The organism is Pseudomonas fragariae (ex Marin et al. 2024) (genome assembly GCF_059621105.1).
Map to the genome: position 1 here is coordinate 3,140,267 of NZ_CM184369.1, position 24,899 is coordinate 3,165,165.

Below are 24,899 nucleotides of genomic sequence, written 5' to 3' on the forward strand. Positions count from 1 at the left end.
CTACTCAGCTGGCGCGGTTATCGAACGTAAAACCTCTTCTCTGCGGGGCTCCTGGTTGGGCTCCTTGTTCAGCGCCCGGGAGATCGCCTGGCCCAGTGCGCTGACCTGAGGCGCCCTGACCAGCGTTTCGTGGGTGCCGGGAAGCTCAGTAACGTTCACCGGGGAATCGAGCAAGGCCGTCCAGCCCAGCAGCGGATCGTCGCGCTCCTCTGCACTGGCGGTAAACAGTGTCACCGTAAGTGGGGCAGGCGGGCTGACATAGTTACCGATGGCGATATGGGTTGCATGGGCCACAGCAAGATGGCTGCGTAACAAGGTGGCATCGACGTCCTGTGGCAGTTCCTCCGGGAGCAGGCGGTGTGCCATGCACAGTGCCAGCATTTCATCGATGGCATCCGTGCCGGCCAGCTCGGTGAGCTGCCGGAATACTTCGGGGTCGAGCTGCTCTGGTAGCCAGTCCATCAGGAATTGACCTTCGCTCAATGCCTCCGGCGCTTGCTGCTCAAGACGCGCGGAGGTGTCGATGATGCCCAGGAACTCCAGTTTTTCACCGCTGGATTGCAGCTGGCGGGCCATTTCATAAGCGATAAGACCACCTGCAGACCAGCCGCCGATCCGGTAAGGCCCTTTCGGTTGTACCTGGCGAATCGCCGCCAGGTAACGCGCAGCCATGGCCGGCACCTCAAACAGCGGCGTCTCTCCAGCCGCCAGACCACTGGCGGCCAAGCCATACAGCGGCACCTGCGGGTCGATTGCCGCGGCCAGATCGCGCACGTACTGCACTTCGCCGCCCAGTGGGTGCACCAGAAACAGCGGTCTTTGCGAGCCAGTGCGGCGGACCGGCACCAGGTTGCTGTGCTGGCCGGGGCGTGCCTGGCCGTCCAGGGTTCTGGCAAAACCGGCAATGGTCGGCTCGATGAACAGATCGCGGACCGCGATCGGTTTGCCGAGCACCTTGCGCAGGCGCGAGGCCATTTGCACCGCCATCAGCGAAATACCGCCCAGCTTGAAGAAGTCGTCATGGCGACTGACCTTTTCCAGCTTGAGCAACTCTTTCCAGAGGTTGGCGAGGGCGATCTCGGTCTCGCCTTCGGGCGCTTCGTAAGGCAGGGCTTCAGGCTGTTCGTCTTCGACCATCGCAGCGATAGTCGCGGTATGCGCCGAACGCGGCAGCGCTGGCGTGTTGTCCAGCACTTGGCCAATCGACTGCCGAGCGTCGCTCACCATGTTCTCCAGAACCCTTGCAAACAGCTGCATGATGGCCTGCGCAGTGGTTTTGTCGAACAGGTCGCTGGAGTATTGCAGGCCGCCGCTCAGGCTTTCGCTGGAATCCACCAGTGACAACGACAGGTCGAACTGAGTGGTGTGATGCTCGCTGTCCAGCAACTCGACTTCCAGGTCAGGTAATTGCAACAGCGAAGGCGGCGTATTATCCAGGCTCAACATCACCTGGAACAACGGGCTGTGGCTCATGTTGCGGGTTGGCTGCAAGGCGCTCACCACTTGCTCGAACGGCAAGTCCTGATGATTGTAGGCAGCCAGCGTAAGGCTCTTGATCCGGTCGAGCATGTCGTTCAAACGCGTCTCTCGGTCGGTTGCCACACGCAATGCCAGCGTATTGGCAAAGAAGCCGATCATTGGCTCCAGCTCGGGATGCTGGCGGTTAGCGACAGGCGTACCTACCACCACATCGGTCTGCCCGCTCAGGTGGCTCATGAGCATCGACCATCCTGCCAGCAGAACCATGAACGGCGTGCTGCCTTGAGCCTGGCTGAAGGCACGCAAGTCGGCACTCAATGCTGGCGAAAACACATGCTCGACCATCCCGCCGGTATAGCTCTGGATGGCCGGGCGCGGACGGTCCAGTGGCAGATTCAACACACTTGGCGCACCTTCCAGATGCTTGCGCCAGAAGTCGATCTGGGCCTGCAGGGCGGGGCCGTCGAGGGATTGCCGTTGCCAGGCGGCGTAGTCCACGTATTGCAGTGGCAGCGCGGGCAGCGGGTCTTTCTGGCCTTGACTGAAGGCGGCGTAAAGCGCGCTCACTTCCTGAGCAAGGACGCTGTTGGACCAGCCGTCGGAGACGATGTGATGCAACGTGATCAACAGCACATGCTCAGCATCCGCAACCCGCAGCAAATGCCCGCGCAGCATCGGCCCCTTGGTCAGATCGAACAGTTGCGTGGCATTTTCCTGACCCAGACGGGCCAGGGTCGAAGTGCGCTCGTCACCGGACAGGTCGCGCAGATCCTGTTTCAACAACGGAAAGCGGCTATCGGCCGGAGCGATCTTCTGCACCGGTTCACCGTCCACCAGTTCAAAACGCGTGCGCAGGGTTTCGTGGCGGGCAACCAGGCGATCCAGCGTTGCCTCCAGGGCAGCGGTGTCAAGTGCCCCTGTAAGGCGCAACGCCATCGGCAAGTGATAGGCCGCACCCGCGGCGTGATCCAGGTGATCGAGGAACCACAAGCGCTGCTGGGAAAAGGACAGCGGCAGACGGCCAGAGCGATTGGCCCTCGGAATCGATTGTGCTTCACCTGGCGCTGCGGCGTTGACCAGTGAAGCCAGGCCTCGCACGGTCGGGGCGTCGAAGAGTTCACGCAAGGTGATTCGTGTACCAAGTTTGCGCCGCAGTCGCGACAGCAACTGCACGGCGAGCAACGAATGACCACCCAGTTCAAGGAAGCCGTCGTTGCGACCTACCTGGTCCAGATGCAACAAGGCTTTCCATATCTCGGCGATGGCCTCTTCGGTTTCGCCTTGCGGCGCCTCGTAAACCTTGCTGGCCAACGCATCCTGACCGGGGGCCGGCAGCGCACGGCGGTCGAGTTTGCCGTTGGCGGTCAGCGGCAGGGCGTCCAGCTGGACGAAAGCGCTGGGCACCATGTACTCCGGCAGATGCCTGAGCAATTCGCTGCGCAAGTGTTCGGCTGCCACCGATTCACCACAGACATAAGCGACCAGGCGCTGGCTGTCCGAATCACCCTGGCTGTCGTTGCGGGCAATCACCACCACCTCGCGGATGCCTGGTACGGCCAGCAGAACGTTTTCGATTTCACCCAGCTCGATACGGAAACCGCGAACCTTCACCTGGAAGTCGTTGCGGCCCATGTATTCCAGCGTGCCGTCTGCCAGCCAGCGACCCAGGTCGCCGGTTTTGTAAAGCCGGGCGTTGGCGACATCGGAGAACGGGTCAACGATGAAACGCTCGGCACTCAGCTCGTCACGGTTGAGGTAGCCACGGGCCACACCGCTACCGCCGATATGAATTTCCCCGGCGACGCCCAGTGGTGCCGGCTCGCCACGCGCATCCAGAACATGCACCTGGACGTTGGCAATAGGCCGGCCGATGCTTGGTTTTTCACCCAGGTCGCGGATCAGATCGATGGTCGCGTCCACTGTGCACTCGGTCGGGCCATACATGTTGTAGAAGCGGATGGTCGGGCAGTTACGCAGTTTCTCCCAGGTGCTGGCGTTGATCGCCTCACCACCCAGCAGCACGCTGACCGGCTGATAGCTGCTGCGTTCCAGCAGACCGGCCGAGAGCAGGGTGTCGAGCTGCGACGGGGTGGAGTCGAAGGCATGAACCTGATGCGCTTCGAGGAAGTCCAGCAGTTCGCTGCCGTTGGCACGCAGCAGTTGCGGGATGATCACCAGCTTGTGGCCAGAGAACAATTGCGAGATGCCTTTGATCGACATGTCGAAGAAGAAGCCGGCATTCAGCGCCACGGTGGCCGGTGTCGGGCAATGCTGATGGGTCGTGCGGGTCAGCACGTTCCAGAAGTTGAACACCGAGCGGTGCTCGACCATGACACCTTTCGACTGGCCGGTGGAGCCTGAGGTGTAGATCACGTAGGCCAGGTTTTCCGCCGTCAGGCCGTCGACCACGGGATTGGCGTCGAACGCCTGATCATCCGCCGCGAGCAGCGATTCAGCGCTGTCCAGCAGCATCAACGGCGTGTCGCCGACCGGCAGGCTGAGCGCGCCCTGCGTCAGCAGCGCGCGCGGCTGACTGTCCTGCAGCATGAAGGCCATACGGTCAGCAGGGTGGGCAGGGTCAATCGGCACGTAGGCGGCACCGGACTTGAGCACGCCCAGCAGGCCGGCAATCATGTCCAGGCTGCGTTCGGCGCAGATGGCCACGCGCTCGTCCGGCTGCACACCGAGTTGCAGCAACTGCCGGGCCACGTGGTTGGCGCGGCGGTTGAGCTGGCGATAGCTCAGTTGGCGGTCTTCATAGACCAGCGCTACGGCATCAGGATTGCGGCGGACCTGGTCTTCGAACAAGGCATGGATCGGTACGGCCGGTGCGAAGTCGCTGGCGGTGTCGTTGAAGTCGTTGAGCAGCTGCCGCTCGGCTTGCGGAATCACTTCAAGACTGCTCGCCAGGCGTGCCGGATCCTGCTCAAGGGCGTTGACCAGCTCGGCAACCGCCTGACCGAGGTAGGCGGCAATCCGGTGCGGATCGATGCCATCTATAGACTGCGCGGTCAGCGAAAAGCCATTGGCCTCATTGGCTACGGCAATTTCGATCGGGTAGTTGGTACGGGTTTCGGAGCCCAGGAAATGAACACCTTCCTGCTCCTCGCCCATGTCCTCGATGTTTTCCCCGGCAGTGTTCACCAGATCACCGTGACGGCAATTGAGGATCACGGTGAACATCGGCAGCGATGCATCCACTGCGCTGCAGCGCTGCGCCAGGGCCAGAGGCGCCTGCTCGTGGGTCAGCAGCCCGCTCAGCTGTTGGTAGGCATCCTGAACGATATCGCGCACGCTGTTTTGTTGCAGGCGAATACGCATCGGCAAGGTATTGATGAACATCCCCAGCGCATGGTTGGCGCCGGAGGTGCCCTGGGAACGTCCCGAAAGCACGGTACCGAAAATCCCGTCGTCACGGCCGCTGGTGGCGGCCACCACCAACCCCCATGCCGCGTGGAACAGCACCGAGGTTGGTACGCCCTGGGCCCGTGCGGTGCTGTGGATCCGCGCGCTGAGATCGTCGCTCAGATCCTGCACCGAACGCAGGATTGTTGCATCGCCGCCACGCACATCGAGCACGCCGTAGGGCGCAGTGGTGGTATCGACATCGCCCAGCAGTTGACGGAAGTAGGCTTCATGTTCGGCCTGGGAAACACACGCGGCCCGGGCGATGAAGTTGCGGTACGGCTGGGATGGCGGCAGGGCGTCGGCGCGTCCGTCCATCACTGCCTGGATCTCGCCCATGATCAGGCGCAGGGTAACGTTGTCACTGATCAGGTGATGGTCCAGCAGTGCCATCAGCCACTTTTCCTGCCGGGTATCGTAAGTGATATACGCGGCTATCAGCGGTGCCTGTTGCAGGTCCAGGCGCATATGGTAGGTATTGGTGCGTTCGCGCAGCATCTGCAAGGCGTCTTCACCCGGCGCGGTGTCGAGCTGAATGACTGGCAACTGTGCCTGACGATGCACCACCTGCACCGGCTGCGGCAGACCCTGCCAGCGCAGGGAGCTGCGCATGATGTCGTGGCGGTTGATCACCACTTGCAGCGCGCCGAGGAATTTGTCGAGCAACGCACGGCTGTCGAACGTCGCTAGGGTGCGCATCAGGTAGGCGTCGCCTTCTGACTGCAACAGATGGTGAAACAGGATGCCTTCCTGCAGCGATGACAGTGGATAGATATCCTGAACATTGGCGACGCCGCCTGGCACATCGGCAACGATATGCTCCAGTTCCTGCCGGGTCAGTTTCACCAACGGCAGCATGTCCGGGGTCAGCGCCGTGCAATCGACGGGAATCAGGTTCGCCGGGGCGACCCGTTCCGCCGCAGTACCGCCCGCCAGGACCGCGGCCATGGCTTGCAGGGTTGGTGCCGAGAACACCGTACTCACGTCCAGCAACAAGCCGATCTGACGCAAGCGCTCGATCAGGCTGATGACGAGGAAGGAGTGACCACCCAGTTCGAAGAAGTGATCCTGACGACCGACACGTTCAACCCCGAGCAATTCCTGCCAGGCAGCGGCCAGGGTCGTTTCGATAGCGCCTAGCGGTGCTTCGTAGTCACGACTCACCGTCGCGAACTGGTCCGGCGCGGGCAGGGCGGCACGGTCCAGCTTGCCGTTGGTGGTCAATGGCCAGGTTTCAAGGGTCACAAAGGCACTGGGCAGCATGTGTTCGGCCAGCACGCTGGCCAGTTGGCTGCGCAGCAGCGCTGACTCGGGAGCAGCGCCGTCCTCGGCAATCAGGTAGGCGACCAGGCGTTTGTCGCCAGGGCGATCCTCACGCAAGATAACCATTGCTTCACGGACCTCCGGGCAGGCGAGCAATTGCGCCTCGATCTCGCCCAATTCGATACGAAAGCCGCGAATCTTGATTTGCGAGTCATTACGGCCGACGTAGACCACACCGCCGTCGCTGCGGTAGTGCGCAACGTCACCGGTACGATAGAGGCGAGCGCCGTTTTGCATGGCATACGGGTCGGCAATAAAACGTTCGGCATTCAGTTCCGTGCGGTTCAGGTAATGCCGGGCAACGCCGGCGCCGCCGATATAAATCTCGCCATTGACGCCCACCGGTACCGGCTGCTGATAGTCATCGAGGATACGCAGGCACAGGTCGTCCAGTGCCGGGCCGATCAGGCTTGGCATGGCGGTGTCGATTTCCGACTGGCTGATCGGGTAGTAGGTGGCATGCACGGTGATTTCCGTGATCCCGTACATGTTCACCAGACGGGTACGCGACAGCGGTGTGCGTGCGGTCCAGGGCTGCAGGCTGCGGAAGTCCAAAGCCTCACCACCGAACACCACTTCACGCAGCGCATGCTCCTGCGGGCTGCGTTCGCGGGCCTGGATGAACTGGCGGAAAGCGCTTGGCGTCTGGTTCAGAACGGTGACCTGCTGCTCGCAGACCAGCGCATAGAAGTCATCCGGCGAACGCGCCACCTCACTCGGGACGATGACCAGTTTGCCGCCGTAGCACAGCGCGCCCCAGATTTCCCAGACCGAGAAGTCGAAGGCGAAGGAGTGGAACAGCGTCCAGACATCCTCATGCCCGAAGTTGAATTGCCCGGCGGTGGCGTCGAACAGGCGTGCCACGTTGCCGTGCTCGACCAGCACACCTTTGGGCAGGCCTGTCGACCCTGAGGTGTAAATGACATACGCCAAATGCTCGCGAGACAGTCCCAGCGCAGCAGGCTCAGAGTTGCGGTCCAGTGATTCATCTGCCAAATCGGCACTGTCGTTGTCCGCGCCGAGGGTCAGTACCGGCACGCTGTGTGCCGGCAGCACGTCAAGGCAGGCCGACTGGGCCAGCAACGCCACCGGCGCACTGTCTGTCAGCAGGTAGCCGAGACGCTCGGTGGGGTAAGTCGGGTCCAGCGGTACGTAGGCCGCACCGGACTTGAGCACGGCCAGCACTGCGCAGATCATCTGCGTACCACGCTCTGCGAGGATCGCCACCCGGTCATCGGGACGCACGCCTTGGGCGAGTAGTTCATGGGCCAGGCGGTTGGCTCGGCGATTGAGCGCCTGGTAGCTCACCTCATGCCGGCCAAAGACCAGCGCGATGTTCTGCGGATGGGCGGCGGCGAACTGTTCAAAGCGCTGATGCACCATCAGCCCCGAGGCGAATACCGCCTTGGGCTGCAGTAGCGCTGGCGAGGCCAGGCGCTGCGCCGGGCTGAGCAACGGCAGGCCGAGCACAGGTTGCGCGACATCCTCGACCATCGCTTCCAGCAGCGTATGGAAATGCTGGGCAAAACGCTCGACGGTGGAGCGATCGAAGAGATCGCTGGCGTATTCGATGACCCCGTTCAGGGCGCCGTTTTCGCTAGCCAGGGTCAGCATCAGGTCGAACTGCGCGGTTTCATGGGCTTGTAGCACGGGGTGCAGGCTAAGGCCCGGCAGCTTCAACTCGCCGCCGATGCTGGTGTTATCCAGCGACAGGGCGACCTGACACAGCGGGCTATGACTCATCGAGCGTGGCGGCTGCAAGGCTTCGATCACTTGCTCGAATGGAATGTCCTGATGCTCATTGGCCGCCAGCGTGGTCTGGCGGACCTGTTCCAGCAGTTGCGCCACGCTCGGGTTCTGCGTCAGATCAACGCGCAGGGCCAGGGTGTTGACGAAGAAACCGATCAGGTTCTCGGTTTCGGTGCGGCCACGGTTGGCGCTCGGCACACCTATCACCACATCGCGTTCGTTGCCCAGACGGGCCATAAGCACCGACCAGGCACTGAGCAGGCCCATGAACAAGGTGACGTTATGGGCCTGGCAGAAGCGCTCCAGACGCTGATGAAGCGCTGCGTCGATCGTCACGGGTACAGCGCCGCCGCGGTAGCTTTGCACCGCCGGACGTGGCCGGTCGGTGGGCAGCGACAGCAGCGTCGGCGCGCCACCCAGGTGCTCACGCCAGAAATCGGCCTGCTCGGCAAGGCGCTCGCCTGTGAAGGTGCGGCGTTGCCAGGCGGCGTAGTCGGCGTATTGGATTGACAGGGCCGGCAGCGGGTCCGACCGCTGCTCAGTGAAGGCCTGGTAGAGGGCGGTGAACTCGTTGATCAGCACCCCCACCGACCAGCCGTCGGAGATGATGTGGTGCTGGGTGATCAGCAACATGTGCTCATCATCCGCCAGGCGCAGCAGACGCCCGCGAATCAGCGGGCCCTGGCGCAGGTCAAACGGCGCAGCGGCCTCGCTGTCGGCGATGCGTGAAGCGTTGAGGCTGGCCTGTTCATAAGGCTGCGAGCGCAAGTCGTCTTCTGCCAGGGCGAAACCGCTGTCCGCCGCAGCGATGACCTGCACCGGCTGTTCACCGTGCAGCTCGAAGGTGGTGCGCAGGCTTTCATGACGTGCAACCAGACGGTCGAGCGCAGCCTTGAGCGCGCGGTGATCCAGCTCGCCGCGCAGCAGCAGCGACATCGGCATGTGGTAAGCACTGCTGGCACCAGGGTCGAGCCTGTCGAGGAACCATAGACGCTGCTGGGAAAAGGACAGTGCCAGCGGCGCGTTACGCTCGATGGGTTCGATGCTGTCGGAATCGACCGTTTGCAGGCCGTCGACCACCTTCGCCAGCTCGGCCACGGTCGGGTGATTGAACAGCTGGCGCAGCGCCATGTCACCGTTCAGTTGCTGACGCACACGGGAAACCAGTTGCGCAGCCAGCAGCGAATGACCGCCAAGCTCGAAGAAGCCGTCATGACGACCCACGCGTTCAAGGCCCAGCAGTTCCTGGAATATTTCCGCCAGGGCCTGTTCGGTGGCACCTTCCGGCGCAACGTAGGTTCGCTCGAACATCGCATTCAGGTCGGGGACCGGTAACGCCTTCTGATCAACCTTGCCATTGAGCGTCAGCGGCAAGGCATCCAGGCGTACGAACACACTCGGAACCATGTACTCCGCCAGATCGGCACTCAATTGCGCACGCAGATCCTCCGGATCAGGTGCATCAACGCCCGCATGCACGGTGTAGTAAGCCACCAGACGGGTGTCACCCGGGCTGGCTTCATGCGCCACCACCACGGAGTTGCGAACGCCGTCGCACAAATGCAGGACGCTTTCGATTTCGCCAAGCTCGACGCGGAAGCCGCGGACCTTGACCTGCCCATCGTTACGCGCCAGGTATTCAAGGTTACCGTCCGGCAACCAGCGCGCCAGGTCGCCGGTGCGATAGAGTCGCGCGCCGGCCTGCTGGCTGAACGGGTCTTCGCTGAAACGTTCAGCGGTCAGCTCCGGGCGGTTCAGGTAGCCGAGTGCGACGCCTGTGCCACCGATATAGATCTCGCCGACCACGCCCATCGGCACCGGCTCGCGCCGGGCGTCAAGCACATAGACCCGCACGTTGGCGTTGGGCTTGCCAATCGGCAGGCTGAGGGTGTCAGGCAGTACATCGAAGATTTCGTAGCTGGTGGCACAGGTGGTGCCCTCGGTCGGGCCATAGCCGTTGAACAGGCGTACCTGAGCGGAGTGCTCCCGGACCCGACGGAACGAGGCCGGATCAGCGCGCTCGCCGCCACACATGATCATACGCAGGCCTGCCAGGGCCTCGGGAATCAACCCGGCATACAGGTTGAACAGGGCGGTCGAGCTGATCATGGCTGTTACACCATGGCGCTTGAGCAGGGCGGCGAAGGCCACCGGCTCAAGCAGCACCTGCGGCTCGATAATCACCGACTGGCAGCCATTGAGCAATGCACCCCAGATTTCCGGAGTGCTGGCGTCGAACGCCGGGTTGGACGAAAACGCCACACGGTCCTCGGCGGAGAAGTCGTAGTAGCCGTTGTCCTGAACCAGCCGCACAATGCCGTTGTGGGTCACGATCACGCCCTTGGGCACACCGGTGGAGCCAGAGGTGTAGATGATGCACGCGGGGGTCTCGCCTGCGACTTCAGTTGCAGGCACGACTGGCTCTTGGTTCAGCGCTGACAGCTCCAGTGTGTCCAGATCCAGCCTTGGCGTCATGTCAGGTGCCGTCAGGTCGCTACGGCTCAGCAGCATGATGGCTTCGCTGTCCTCGAGCATGAAGCGCAGGCGCTCTTCAGGGGCCAGACGATCCAGCGCCAGATAAGCCGCGCCGCATTTGAGGGTGGCCAGCATGCTGGCCAGCAATTCCACCGAACGATCCAGCAGAATCGCCACCCGGGTTCCCGGTCCCACACCGTGTTTGCGCAGGTGCTGAGCCAGGGCATTGGCGCGGCTGTCGAGTTCAGCGTAGGTCAGTGTCTGCTCACCCTGGCGGACGGCAATTGCCTGCGGTGCAGCTTCGGCATGGGCCTCGAACAAGCGATGCATCAACTGACCGACAGGGTAGGTGCGCTCTGTGGCATTGATATCCTTCAGCAGGTACTCGCGCTCGGCAGTGTCGAGCAACGGTACCTGTTCCAGCACTTGCTGATCATCGGCCGCCATAGCCTCCAACAAGCGCAGGAAGTAGCCTCGATACCGACGCATGGTGCTTTCGTCGAACAGTGCCGTGGCGTACTCCAGCGTGCCGATCAGTTGCCCGTCCACCTCGCCGATGTCCAGCGCCAAGTCGAACTTTGCCGTATCACCGGCCACTGCGACGCCTTGCAGGGTCAGGTCGCCAAGCACCAGCGCGGTGTCCTCGTTGTTTTGCCATGACAGCATGGCCTGAAAAATCGGGCTGTGGGACAGGCTGCGTTGCGGTTGAACCACTTCAACCACTTGTTCGAACGGCAGGTCCTGATTTGCCTGGGCAGCCAGAGTTCGCTGTTTGACTTGCCGTACCAGCGCTTCGACGCTCGGCGTGCCTGAGAGGTCGACCCGTATAGCGAGGGTGTTGACGAAGAAGCCAATCAGGTTCTCCACCTCGGCGCTCATACGGTTGGCCACCGGCGTACCGATCACCACGTCATCCTGACCGGACAGCCGTCCCAACAGCGCGGCCCAGGCGCCCATGACGGTCATGAACAGACTGCTGCCGTGGCGTTGGCTCAAGGCCTTGAGGCCACGGGTCAATTGTGTATCGAGCACCAGTTCCAGCGTCTGCCCGCTGTAGTCCTGTTGCGCCGGACGTGGTCGGTCGGTCGGCAGGGTCAGCAAGGCCGGCGCACCAGCCAGGGCCTGCTGCCAGTACTGACGCTGTTGTTGCAGCACGTCGCCACTCAACCAGTCACGCTGCCACAGTGCGTAGTCGACGTATTGCACTGGCAAGGCCGGCAGTGGATCATCCGCACCCTGGCGGAAGGCGTCGTAAAGGGCACCCAGCTCGCGATTCAACACCCCGGTTGACCAGCCATCGGAGACGATGTGGTGCATGGTCACCAGCAACACGTGGTTGTCATCGGCCATGCGCACCAGACGCCCGCGCACCAGTGGTCCATTGACGAGGTCGAAGTGCTCGCTGGCCTCTTGTGCCGCGATGGCGAGCAGCTTGTCTTCGGCATCGGTCTGCCCGGCCAGTACCTGCAGTTGCAGTCTGAAACCTGTTTCTGCGGCAGAGATACGCTGCTCCGCAGGCTGTCCCTGCTCTTGGACAAAGGTCGTGCGCAGCGCCTCATGGCGGGCCACGATACGGTCCAGTGCGCGTTGCAGCGAAGCCTGATCAAGGTTGCCACGCAGACGCAGTCCCGCCGGAATATGGTAAGCGGCGCTGCCACCTTCCAGTTGCGCGAGGAACCATAGGCGCTGTTGGGCAAACGACAGCGGTAGCGCACCCGAACGTTGCACAGGCTTGATCGCCACGCGAGCGTTGTCCTGCGTGTTGCCCAGCCGCTCGGCGAACTGCCGCAGCACCGGTGCCGCGAAAAACACTGACGGTGAAACCTCCAGATTCAATTGCTGACGAACCTGAGCCAGTACGCGCATGACCAGCAATGAATGACCGCCGAGCGCGAAAAAGTCATCATGACGGCCGACTTGTGCGACGCCCAGCACATCGGCCCAGATTGCGGCGATTGCCGTCTCCAGCGGGCCATCGGCTGCTTCGAAATCATGCTGATCGAAGGCGTCGGCATCCGGCTCGGGCAACGCTCTTCGATCCAGTTTGCCGTTGGCGCTCAGCGGCAATGCGGCCATGCGCACGAACGCTGCCGGGATCATGTATTCCGGCAGGTTGAGTTGCAGTTGCTGGCGCAGCGCGCGCGGGGTCAGGGCAGGGCCAGACTCGTCGCGAGTGGCATATTCCACAAAATACGCGATCAGTTTCGGCGTGCCGCCGCTGTCCTCGCGAATCACGACGAGGCTTTCGCGCACACCTGCAACCTCGGCCAGGCGTGCTTCGATTTCGCCCAGCTCCAGACGCAACCCACGCAGCTTGGCCTGGGAGTCGTTGCGGCCGAGGAATTCGATATTGCCATCAGCCCGGTAGCGCGCCATGTCGCCGCTGCGGTACAGCCGTTCGCCCGCCACGAAGGGGTTGTCCATGAAGCGTTCGGCAGTCAGTTGCGGCAAATTCAGATAGCCGCGAGCAATACCCGCGCCGCCGATATACAGCTCGCCCGCGACACCCGGCGGAACCGCTTGGCCAAGCTCATCGAGCAGATAAATCCGCGTATTGGCCAATGCCCGACCAATCGGCAAGACCCCGTCGACCTGGCTGGTTGCCTCGAACTCGAAGCAGGTGCTGTCGATACTGGCTTCAGTGACACCGTAGGCCTGGACGATCTGCACGTGATCGCCACAAAGCTTGCGCAGTTGCCGGGCGCTGTGCGCGGTCCAGATATCCGAACCACAGACCACTGTGCGCATGAACGACAGGTCGTGCCCCGTCTCTTCCACCCAGCCCAGCAATGCGTTGAGTACGGCTGGCACGAAATCCGCAAATCCGATCGACTCCTCGCTCAACAGGCGGTAAAGCGCAGGCGGGTCCATCAATGTCTCGCGTGGGCACAGTACCAGTGTGCCGCCGAAAGCCAGAGAGCGGATCAGGTCGGCGCTGAACACATCGAAGGAAAACCCGGCCATCTGCAAGTGATTGAGTGGCGCGTGCAGTGCGTACAGTTGCTCCCACGCCGCGCTGACGGCGAACAATCCGCGATGCTCGACCATTACGCCTTTCGGCACGCCGGTGGAGCCCGAGGTGTAGATCACGTACGCCAGATTGTGCGCACCGAGTGTTTCCACCACCGGGTTGTCGCCACGCTCGGAGAGGGTGGTGCGCTGATCCTCATCGAGCAGCACCAGCGGCAAGTCCAGCGTCGGCAGATGCGCCTGCACATCACGCTGGGCCAACAGTGCCGACGGCGTACTGTCTTCAATCATGTAGGCCAGACGCTCGGCGGGGTAAGCCGGATCCAGTGGTACATAAGCAGCACCGGCCTTGAGCACACCGAGCACGCCGATCAGCATTTCCACGCCACGCTCGACGCAGATCGCCACCCGATCATCCGGTTTGATGCCCAGGCTGATCAGATGGTGAGCCACACGGTTGGCCTGACGGTTCAATTCGGCATAGCTCAAGCGCTGCGCCCCGAAGGCCACGGCGATGGCGTCGGGCTGCGCCTGAACCCTTTCTTCGAACAACTGATGAATCGTGCGATCCTGAGGGAAGGGCGCCTCTGTTGCGTTGAGGCCTGCCAGCAAATGTTCACGTTCGTCGGCACCCAGCAAGGCTACGTGCTCCAGCACCTGCTGGTCGTCGGCGACCATGGCCTCCAGCACACGCTGGAAGTAGCCCAGATAGCGCCGCATGGTGCTCTCGTCGAACAACGCTGTGGCGTACTCCAGCGTGCCGACCAGTTGCTCATCCACCTCGGCCATGTCCAGCGTCAGGTCGAATTGGGCAGTATCAGCGGCCAATTCGATGCTTTTCAGAGTCATGTCGCCGAGCGTCAGATCAGACGCCTCGTTGTTTTCCCACGACAACATGGCCTGGAAAATCGGGCTGTGGGACAGGCTGCGTAGCGGATTGATGACTTCCACGACTTGTTCGAACGGCAAGTCCTGATGCGCCTGGGCATCGAGAGTCTGCTGCTTGACCCGCGCCAGCAGCGTCTCTGCCGTGGGCTTGTCACTGAGGTCGACGCGGATGGCCAGAGTGTTGACGAACAGGCCCACCAGCCCTTCGACTTCGCTGCGAGTACGGTTGGCTACTGGCGTACCGATGACCACATCATCCTGGCCAGCCAGGCGTCCCAGCAGGCCGGCCCACGCGGCCATGACCGTCATGAACAGGGTGCTGCCGCGGCGTTGGCTCAATGCCTTGAGACCTCGGGTAAGGTCTTTGTCGAACACGACGGGCAGTGCTGCACCGGCATAGTCCTGCAGCGCCGGACGCGCACGGTCGGTGGGCAACATCAACAACGCCGGAGCATCTGCCAGGGTTTGCTGCCAGAAATTGCTTTGCTGTTGCAGCACATCGCCACTCAGCCAGCGACGTTGCCACACGGCGTAGTCCAGGTATTGCAGCTCCAGCGGCGCCAGCGGGTCGTCCTGGTCCTGACTGAATGCGGCATAGAGCGCGGACAATTCGCGGGTCAGCACATCAACCGACCAGCCATCGGAAACGATATGGTGCAGGGTCAGCAACAATACGTGATGGTCCTCGGCCATACGAATCAGGCGGCCACGAATCAACGGGCCCTGTTGCAGATCGAAGCTTTGCAGCGACTCTTCGCTGGCCAGTGCCTGAAGTTTTTCCTCGGCATCCGCCAACCCTTGCAGATCGTGCATTTGCAGGTTGAAACCGGTGTCCGCCGGGCTGATGCGTTGCACCGGCTGTCCGTCATCGCCCTGCATGAACGTGGTGCGTAAACCTTCGTGGCGCGCCACGATACGCTCCAACGCCCGTTGCAATGCCTTGAGATTCAGGTTGCCATGCAGGCTCAGGCCGGCAGGTATGTGGTAGGCCGCGCTGGCGCCTTCCATCTGGGCGAGAAACCACAGACGTTGCTGGCCGAATGACAATGGCCACGCCTGATCGCGTGCCACCGGTACGATGTCCGGCAATTTGCTGCGTCCGGCCTGAGCGATGGCTACGGCCAGGGCACTCAGTTCGGGATGGGCGAACAGTGCAGCCAGACCAAGTTCGACGCCCAATTGATGACGCACCTGGGAAATCAGGCGCATCGCCAGCAAGGAGTGGCCGCCCAGTTCAAAGAACTGATCATGACGGCCCACCCGTTCCAGATCGAGCAGGTTTTGCCAGATCTGCGCCAGCGCAATCTCGGTAGCCCCTTGAGGCTCCACGTGCTCGCGGCTGGCAAAGGCATCGTCAGCCGGAGCCGGCAAGGCCTTGCGGTCGAGCTTGCGGTTCGGCGTCAACGGCAGTTCATCAAGCAGCACGAACGCGCTCGGCAGCATGTACTCGGCCAGTTGCGGTGCCAGTTCGGCGCGCAGTTCAGCGGCTGTGATCTGGGTTTGCGGCTGGGCAACCACATAGGCCACGAGACGTTTTTCACCGGGATTGTCCTCCCGAGCGATCACCACCGCTTCCTTGACCCCTTTGCAATTGCCGAGACGGGCTTCGATTTCGCCCAGTTCGATGCGGAAACCGCGCACCTTGACTTGGAAATCGTTACGGCCCAGGTACTCGATCCGGCCGTCAGCCATGTAGCGTGCCAGGTCGCCGGTTTTGTACATCCTGGCACCAGGGCTTTCGCTGAACGGATCAGCGAGGAAGCGCTCGGCGTTGACCTCTTCAAGGTTCAGGTAACCGCGTGCCACGCCGTCGCCGCCAATGTAGATTTCACCGGCCACGCCATACGGCACTGGCTGCTGATGAGCGTCGAGCAGGTAAATGCGCGTGTTGGCCATCGGCTTGCCGATGGTCGCATTGCCGCTGCCTTCGCTGCCTTCGCTGCCGGCCGCAGCGTCGTGGCTGACGTAGGCCGCAGTGCAGGACACCGTCGCTTCGGTCGGCCCATAGGTGTTGATCAGACGAGTGTGCGCCGGGCGCACCTCGTCCCAGAGCTTGAGCTTCTGCGCCGACAATGCGTCACCTGTGACGTTGATCAGACGCACATGCTGCAGACGTTGCTCAGCAGCCTGCGGCTGGTTGTGCCATTCGGCAACCAGCGTATGCCAGTGCGCAGTGGTCAGGTGCAGGACGGTGGGTTGAATGCCGTGGGTTTCAGTCCCTTCGCTGCCGAAGATCTCGCGGCTTGGTGCCAGGGTCGCGCCGGCCAGGAGTGCCGGGAAGATCTCTTCCACCGACAGGTCGAAGTTCAGGGTGTTTTGTTGCAGCACCGTGTCGCTCTGAGACAGGTCGAACAACCGCGCCGCATCGACGCTGTAGTTGACCAGGCCGCGATGCTCGATCATCACGCCCTTCGGATTACCGGTGGAGCCCGAGGTGTAGATCACATACGCCAGGTTGCGCACGCCGAGGGTCGGTACGACCGGGTTGTCATCACACTCGGCCAAGCCCTGGTATTGCTCGTCATCGAGCAATACCAGCGGCATGGACAATGCGGGCAAGCGCTCCTGCAAGCCGCGCTGAGTGAGCAACGCCGCTGGCTGGCTGTCGGTGATCATGTATGCCAGGCGCTCGGCCGGATAGGCCGGGTCAAGTGGTACATAAGCCGCCCCTGCCTTGAGCACACCGAGCAGGCCGATCATCATTTCCACGCCACGCTCGACACAGATCGCCACCCGATCATCCGGAACAATGCCCAGGCTGATCAGGTGATGAGCGAGACGGTTGGCCTGACGGTTCAAGTCGGCATAGCTCAGGCGCTGCCCCTGGACAGCCACGGCGATGGCATCAGGTTGTGTGCGGACCTGTGCTTCGAACAGGTGCTGAATGCACAGGTCCGTCGGGTAGTCCTGGCGCGTCTGGTTGAAGGTCTCCAGCAGCAGGTTGCGCTCGGCGGCAGGCAGCACATCCAGCTGCGTAACGGCCATCTGCGGTGTGTGCGCCAGCGCGTCGGTCAGTTGCTCCAGCGCGCACTGCATCATGGCGCACAGGCGTTGCGGATTTGCGGGCTGCATGCTGTGTATTATCAGGTCGAGCTCACTGCCGTAATCGTTGACCGACAAGCACAGCGGATAGTTGGTCCGCTCGGTGCCGTCGAGCAGGCGCATGCCCGGCCATTGCAACCGGCTGTCCTCGCCCTGGTGCCGGTAATTGAGCAGGCTGGAGAACAACGGCACCCCTGTGGCCACGCTACTGCAACGTTGGGCCAGGGCCAGTGACGCCTGCTCGTGGCTCAGTAATTCGCTGAGATCACGGTGGGTGGCCATGACCAGTTCCTGGGCGCCTTGTGTGGTCAGTTGCACGCGGACCGGCAGGGTGTTCATGAACATGCCCATGGCCCGCTCGGCGCCGGCCGTACCTTGCAGGCGGCCGGTGACCACGGTGCCGAACACCACGTCATCGCGACCGGTACAACGGGCCATCACCTGGGCCCAGGCGACATGGAACAGAACCGCCGGGGACATGCCGCGCTCCCGGGCCTGAGTCCGAATACGTATGCAAAGGTCACTGTTCAATGCCAGTTTGGCCTCTTCGACGTCATTGCCGTCGCCCTGAACTTCCAGCAGTTCGAAAGGAGCGGTGGGTGAATCAACATCAGCCAGGCGGCGTGTGAAGTAAGCTTCGTGGGCACTTGAAGGGCTGGCGAGGGTCTGTGCGACAAAATCCCGGTAAGGCTGCGGTGGCAGCAGGTCTGCGCTCTGGCCTCGCATCAACAGGCGAATTTCTTCGAGTATGAGTTCTACGGTGACGTGGTCGCTGATCATGTGATGATCAATCAGCGCCAGTAGCCAACGTTCCGAGTTTGGGTCGCGAGCAATGTAGGCCAGCAGCAGCGGGGCCTGTCGCAGATCCAGGCGCAGACGACCTGGATCACTTAGCCGGTCCAGCTGACTGAGTGCGTCTTCATCCGGCGTCAGGGTGAGGGTATGGACCGGTAATTGCGCCTGGCGGTGCACCACTTGCACCGCTTGCGGCAGGCCGATCCAATGCACCGAGCTACGCAGGATGTCATGGCGGTCGATAACCGTTTGCAGGCACTCAAGAAAGGCGTCAAGGCGCGCACGGCTGTCGAACTCGATCATCGAGCGCATCAGGTAGGCGTCGCGCTCACGATTCAGCAGGTAATGGAACAGGATGCCGTCCTGAAGCGGTGCCAGCGGGTAGATGTCCTGGATATTGGCGGCTCCGCCGGGAACGGCGGAGGTGATCAATTCAATCTGAGCGACGCTCAGTTCCACCAGCGGCAACATGTCTGGCGTCAACTGCGTGCAATGGGCTGGAATGCGGTTGGCGGGTACCTGGAACAGAACGTGTTTGTCCTGACTGATAGCCAAGGCCATTTCACGCACGGTAGGTGCAGTGAATACAGTCTTTACGTTGAGATTCAGGCCCTGCTTGCGCAGACGCTCGATCAGAGAGACGGCCAGCAGTGAGTGGCCACCGAGCTCGAAAAAATGGTCGTGACGCCCGACCTGCTCAATGCCCAGCAGGTCTTGCCAGATAGCCACGATCTGCGTTTCGGTTTCGCCTTGTGGGGCTTCATAGCCACGGCTGATCAGCGCATCAGCATCCGGGGCTGGCAAGGCATTGCGATCCAGCTTGCGATTCGGCGTCAACGGCAGTTCATCAAGCAGCACGAACGCGCTTGGCAGCATGTACTCGGCCAGTTGCGGTGCCAGTTCGGCGCGCAGTTCAGCGGCTGTGATCTGGCTTTGCGGCTCGGCAACCACATAGGCCACCAGGCGCTTGTCTCCCGGATTATCTTCCCGAGCGACCACCACGGCTTCCTTGACCCCGGCGCAATTGCCCAGGCGGGCTTCGATTTCACCCAGCTCGATACGGAAACCGCGCACCTTGACCTGGAAGTCGTTACGACCCAGGTACTCGATACGGCCGTCGACCATGTAGCGCGCCAGATCGCCGGTTTTGTACATTCTGGCATCAGGGCTGCTGCTGAACGGGTCCGTGAGGAAGCGCTCGGCGTTGACCTCTTCAAGGTTCAGGTAACCCCGTGCCACGCCGTCGCCACCAATGAAGATCTCACCGGCCACGCCATACGGCACCGGCTGTTGATGGGCATCAAGCAGGTAGATACGCGTGTTGGCCATCGGCTTGCCAATGGTCGCGTTACCGCTGCCTTCGCTGCCGGCCACGGCGTCATGGCTGACGTAGGCCGCGGTGCAGGATACCGTCGCTTCGGTTGGCCCGTAGGTGTTGATCAGGCGAGTGTGCGCAGGGCGCATCTCGTCCCAGAGCTTGAGCTTCTGCGCCGACAGTGCGTCACCCGTGACGTTGATCAGGCGCACATGCTGCAGACGTTGCTCAGCGACCTGCGGTTGCTTGTGCCACTCGGCCACCAGCGTGTGCCAGTGTGCGGCGGTCAAGTGCAGGACAGTCGGATCAATCCCGTGGTTTTCAGTCCCTTCGCTGCCGAAGATCTCGCGGCTCGGCGTCAGGGTGGCACCCGCCAGCAAGGCCGGGAAGATTTCTTCCACCGACAGGTCGAAGTTCAGGGTGTTCTGTTGCAGCACGGTGTCGCTCTGGGACAGGCCGAACAGGCGTGCAGCATCGACGCTGTAGTTGACCAGGCCGCGATGCTCGATCATCACGCCCTTCGGATTACCGGTGGAGCCCGAGGTGTAGATCACATACGCCAGGTTGCGCACGCCGAGGGCTTCCACCACAGGGTTATCGTCACGCTCGGTAAAGGTTTTGCGCTGATCATCGTCGAGCAACACCAGTGGCAAGGTCAGGGTCGGCAGATATTCCTGCAAGTGACGCTGGGTCAGTAACGCCGCTGGCTGGCTGTCTTCGATCATGTAGGCCAGGCGCTCGGCAGGGTAAGCCGGGTCCAGCGGCACATAAGCGGCACCGGCTTTGAGTACACCGAGCAGGCCGACCATCATTTCCACGCCGCGTTCGACGCAGATCGCCACCCGATCATCCGGGCCGATGCCCAGGCCGATCAGGTGATGAGCGAGACGGTTGGCCTGGCGGTTCAGTTCGGCATAGCTCAGGCGCTGCGCCTGGAAAGCCACGGCGATGGCATCCGGTTGCGTACGTACCTGTGCTTCGAACAGGTGTTGAATGCACAGGTCCGTCGGGTAGTCCTGGCGGGTCTGGTTGAAGGTCTCCAGCAGCAGGTTGCGCTCGGCGGCGGGCAGCACATCCAGCTGCGTAACTTCCTTCTGTGGTGTGTGCGCCAGCGCGTCGGTCAATTGCTCCAACGCACACTGCATCATGGCGCACAGGCGTTGCGGATCCGCAGGTTGCACACTGTGTATCAACAGGCCCAGGTCACTGCCGTAATCGTTGACCGACAAGCACAGCGGATAGTTGGTGCGCTCGGCGCTGTCGAGCAGGCGCAGGCCCGGCCATTGCAACTGGCTGTCCTCGTTCTGGTGCCGGTAGTTGAGCAGGCTGGAGAACAACGGCAGCCCTGTGGTCACGCTACTGCAACGTTGGGCCAGGGCCAATGATGCCTGCTCGTGGCTCAGTAACTCGCTGAGATCACGGTGGGTGGCCATGACCAGTTCCTGGACGCTTTGCGTGGCCAGTTGCACGCGAACCGGCAGGGTGTTCATGAACATGCCCATGGCCCGCTCGGCGCCTAACGTACCTTGCAGACGGCCGGTGACCGCGGTGCCGAACACCACATCATCGCGACCGGTACAACGTGCCAGCACCTGAGCCCAGGCGACATGGAACAGCACCGCCGGGGACATGCCGCGCTCCCGGGCCTGAGTCCGGATACGTGCGCAGAGGTCACTGCTCAATGCCAGTTCGGACTCTTCGACGTCATTGCCGTCGCCCTGAACTTCCAGCAGTTCGAACGGAGCGGTGGGTGAATCAACATCAGCCAGGCGGCGTGTGAAGTAAGCTTCGTGGGCACTTGAAGGGCTGGCGAGGGTCTGTGCGACAAACTCCCGATAAGGCTGCGGTGGCAGCAGGTCTGCGCTCTGGCCTCGCATCAACAGGCGAATTTCTTCGAGTATCAGTTCCAGGGTGACATGGTCGCTGATCATGTGGTGATCAATCAGCGCCAGTAGCCAACGTTCCGAGTCTGGGTCGCGAGCAATGTAGGCCAGCAGCAGCGGGGCCTGTCGCAGATCAAGGCGCAGACGACCTGGATCACTTAGACGATCCAGTTGGCTGAGTGCGTCTTCATCCGGCCTCAGGGTGAGAGTATGGATCGGCAATTGCGCCTGGCGGTGCACCACTTGCACCGCTTGCGGCAGGCCGACCCAATGCACTGAACTGCGCAGGACATCATGGCGGTCGATAACCGTTTGCAGGCCCTCAAGAAAGGCGTCAAGGCGCGCACGGCTGTCGAACTCGATCGTCGAGCGCACCAGGTAGGCGTCGCGTTCAAGATTCAGCAGGTAATGGAACAGAATGCCTTCTTGCAGCGGTGCCAGCGGGTAGATGTCCTGGATATTGGCGGCTCCGCCGGGAACCGCGGAGGCGATCAGTTCAATCTGAGCGACGCTCAGTTCCACCAGCGGCAACATGTCTGGCGTCAACTGCGTGCAATGGGCCGGAATGCGGTTGGCCGGCGCCCGGAACAGGGCTTGTTTTTCCTGGCTGATGGCCAAGGCCATTTCACGCACGCTGGGCGCAGTGAATACGGTGTTTACGTTGAGATTCAGGTCCTGCTTGCGCAGACGGTCGATCAGAGAGACGGCCAGCAGTGAGTGGCCGCCGAGTTCGAAGAAGTGGTCATGACGCCCGACCTGCTCGACGCCCAGCAGGTCTTGCCAGATTACCGCGATCTGCTCCTCGATTTCGCCTTGTGGGGCTTCGTAGCCACGGCTGATCAGCGCGTCACCGTCGGGTGCCGGCAGCGCCTTGCGATCCAGCTTGCCGTTCGAGGTCAGTGGCATCGCTTCAAGCAGCACATAAATGGCCGGAACCATGTACTCCGGCAACACTTGCTGCAGGTGACCGCGCAGGGTTTCGAGATCGACAGCAGTGTGCTCGGCAGACTGCGTGTAGTAAGCCACCAGACGTTTGTCGCCGGGTATGTCTTCGCGAGCAGTGACCACCGCTTCATGGACCGCCGGGTGTTTAGCCAGGGCGGCCTCGATTTCGCCGATTTCGATACGCAAGCCGCGGATCTTCACCTGAAAGTCATTGCGGCCCAGGTATTCCAGTGCGCCATTGGCCAGCCAGCGACCGACGTCGCCGGTTTTGTACAGACGTGCCTGCGGGTCGTTGGAGAACGGGTCGGCGATGAAACGTTCGGCGCTCAGTTGCGGCTGGTTCAGGTAACCCCGCGCCACGCCGATACCGCCAATGTGCAGCTCACCGGCCACGCCCATTGGTTGCAGCTGGCCCAAGGCATCGAGTACGTGCATCTGAATGTTGGCAATCGGGCGGCCGATGGGCACGCTTTCGCCCGGATCCGTCGGACGACATTCCCAGGCGGTAACGTCGATGGCCGCTTCGGTCGGGCCATACAGGTTGTGCAGTTCAACGCCCTTCAGGTGCTGCTCGAAACGGCGCTGCAACGCACGAGGCAAGGCCTCGCCACTGCACAGCACGCGGCGCAGTTGCGGGAAGTCGCGGGTCGAGCGGTGTTCCAGAAACACATCGAGCATCGAGGGCACGAAGTGCAGCAGGGTAATGCCCGCGTCACTCATCACCTGCGCCAGGTAGTCCGGATCCTGATGGCCACCGGGACGGGCCATGACCAGTTCGGCACCGGTCAGCAGTGGCAGGAAAAACTCCCAGACCGAGACGTCGAAACCGAACGGGGTCTTTTGCAGTACGCGATCCTGACTGTTCACCTGATAGGCGTCGCGGGCCCAAAGCAGGCGGTTGACCACGCCCAGGTGTTCGTTCATCACGCCTTTGGGCGTGCCGGTAGAGCCCGAGGTGTAGAGTACGTATGCCAGGTGATTCGGCTGCAGGCCCAGGGCCTTGGCATCCGGGTTGCCGGTCGGCTGCCTGGCCAGTTGCGCGCGGTCATCGTGGCCATCGAGCACCAGCGCCGGAACGCTAAGGGCTGGCAGACTTGCAAGCAGATCCTGGCTGGTCAGCAGCGCACGGGGGGCGCTGTCGCTGAGCATATAAGCCTGGCGAGCGCTGGGCAGGTCAGGGTCGATCGGTACATAGGCGCCACCGGCCTTGAGAATACCTAACAGCGCCACGACCATTTCCGGGCCGCGACGCAGGCTGACCGCGACCCGCGTATCAGGCTCCACGCCCAGCTCGATCAGGCGATGGGCGAGCTGGTTCGCCTGCTGGTTGAGTTCGGCGTAAGTGAGCAACGGCCCGCTGTCGCCACGTACGGCGCAGGCATCCGGACGCTGGGCGGCCTGTTGTTCGATCAGTTGGTGGATCAGTACATCACGCGGATAAGGGTGGGCTGTGTCGTTGAAGCCCGTCAGCAACAGCTCGCGCTCATCGTCCGGCAGTATCGACAGGCTGTTCAGCGCTGCCTGCGGCGTGTGTTCCAGTGCGTCCACCAGGCTGCGCAGTGCAACCTGCATGTACTCGCCGATGCGCGTGGCACTGATTTGCTTGACGGCCTGAATGGTGAGCATGAAGTCATCGCCCAGGTCATCGACATTCAGGGTCAACGGGTAGTTGGTATGGTCTTCGGTGCCGAAGGACTCGATCCCGCCCCAGGCGCTGGCAGCTTCTGCCGAAACATCGCTCACGACACTGTGTCGGTAGTTGAGCAATGCACTGAATAGCGGCGTCGGTGCGGCCACGCCGCTGCAACGCTGGGCGAGTACCAGCGGAGCATGCTCATGCCCCAGCAAAGCCGTCAGCCGCTCGTGGGTCGCCTTCAATCCCTCGGCCACTGTCGTTGCGCCGATATCGACGCGCAACGGCAAGGTGTTGATAAACATGCCCAACGCACGGTCGGCGCCATCACCGGCCTGCATACGGCCCAGCAGTACCGTGCCGAACACCACCTGTTCGCAGGCCGAGACATTGCCCAGCACCCGTGCCCAGGCCAAATGCATCAGGCTCGCGACGCTGACGCCTGCCTGTCGAGCCTGAGCCCGCAAACGCAGGTTCAGTTCGGCCGCCAGGGTCACGCTGGCCTCTTCGAGGTTGCGGCCACGGTCCTGCACATCCTGCAAACCGAACGGCAGCGTCGGCTCGTCGATATCGCCGAGCATGTCGCGGAAGAACGCTTCGTGCTGTGCCTCGCTGACACCCAGGCGTGCCTGAGCGACATAGTTGCGATATGGCACTGCCTCACCCAACGCATTGCCCTGACCGAGCAGGTGCGCCTGAATTTCCTGCAGTATCACGGACAGGGACGTGGCGTCGCTGACCAGGTGGTGGCACAGCAGCATCGCCAGCCAGCGGTCGTTGACCGGGTCATGGCTAAAGACAATGCGCATCAATGGCGCAGTACGCACATCGAGGCGGTAATGCCGACGGTCGAAGCGTTGGTGTAATTGCTCGTCAACCGGGCCGTCTACGGGGTCGAGTAACAACTCGGTGACGTGCAGTTCAGCTTGACGCAGCACGACTTGCACCGGCTCATCGAGATCTTCCCACAGCACCGCGGTACGCAGGATATCGTGGC

1 protein-coding gene (cut by a window edge) is annotated in these 24,899 nt (G+C 62.2%); it reads right to left on the reverse strand.

All coding sequences use genetic code 11. The features are described 5' to 3' along the window. On the reverse strand, positions 1 to 24,899 hold the 3' portion of the coding sequence (gene syrE / locus AC54XV_RS13815; RefSeq protein WP_496716923.1) for a syringomycin E biosynthesis non-ribosomal peptide synthetase SyrE. Its footprint extends 3,481 nt past the window's final position; the window shows 24,899 of its 28,380 coding nt (coding positions 3,482–28,380); its start codon lies beyond the right edge, outside the window — the gene reads right to left on this strand; the stop codon is at positions 1 to 3.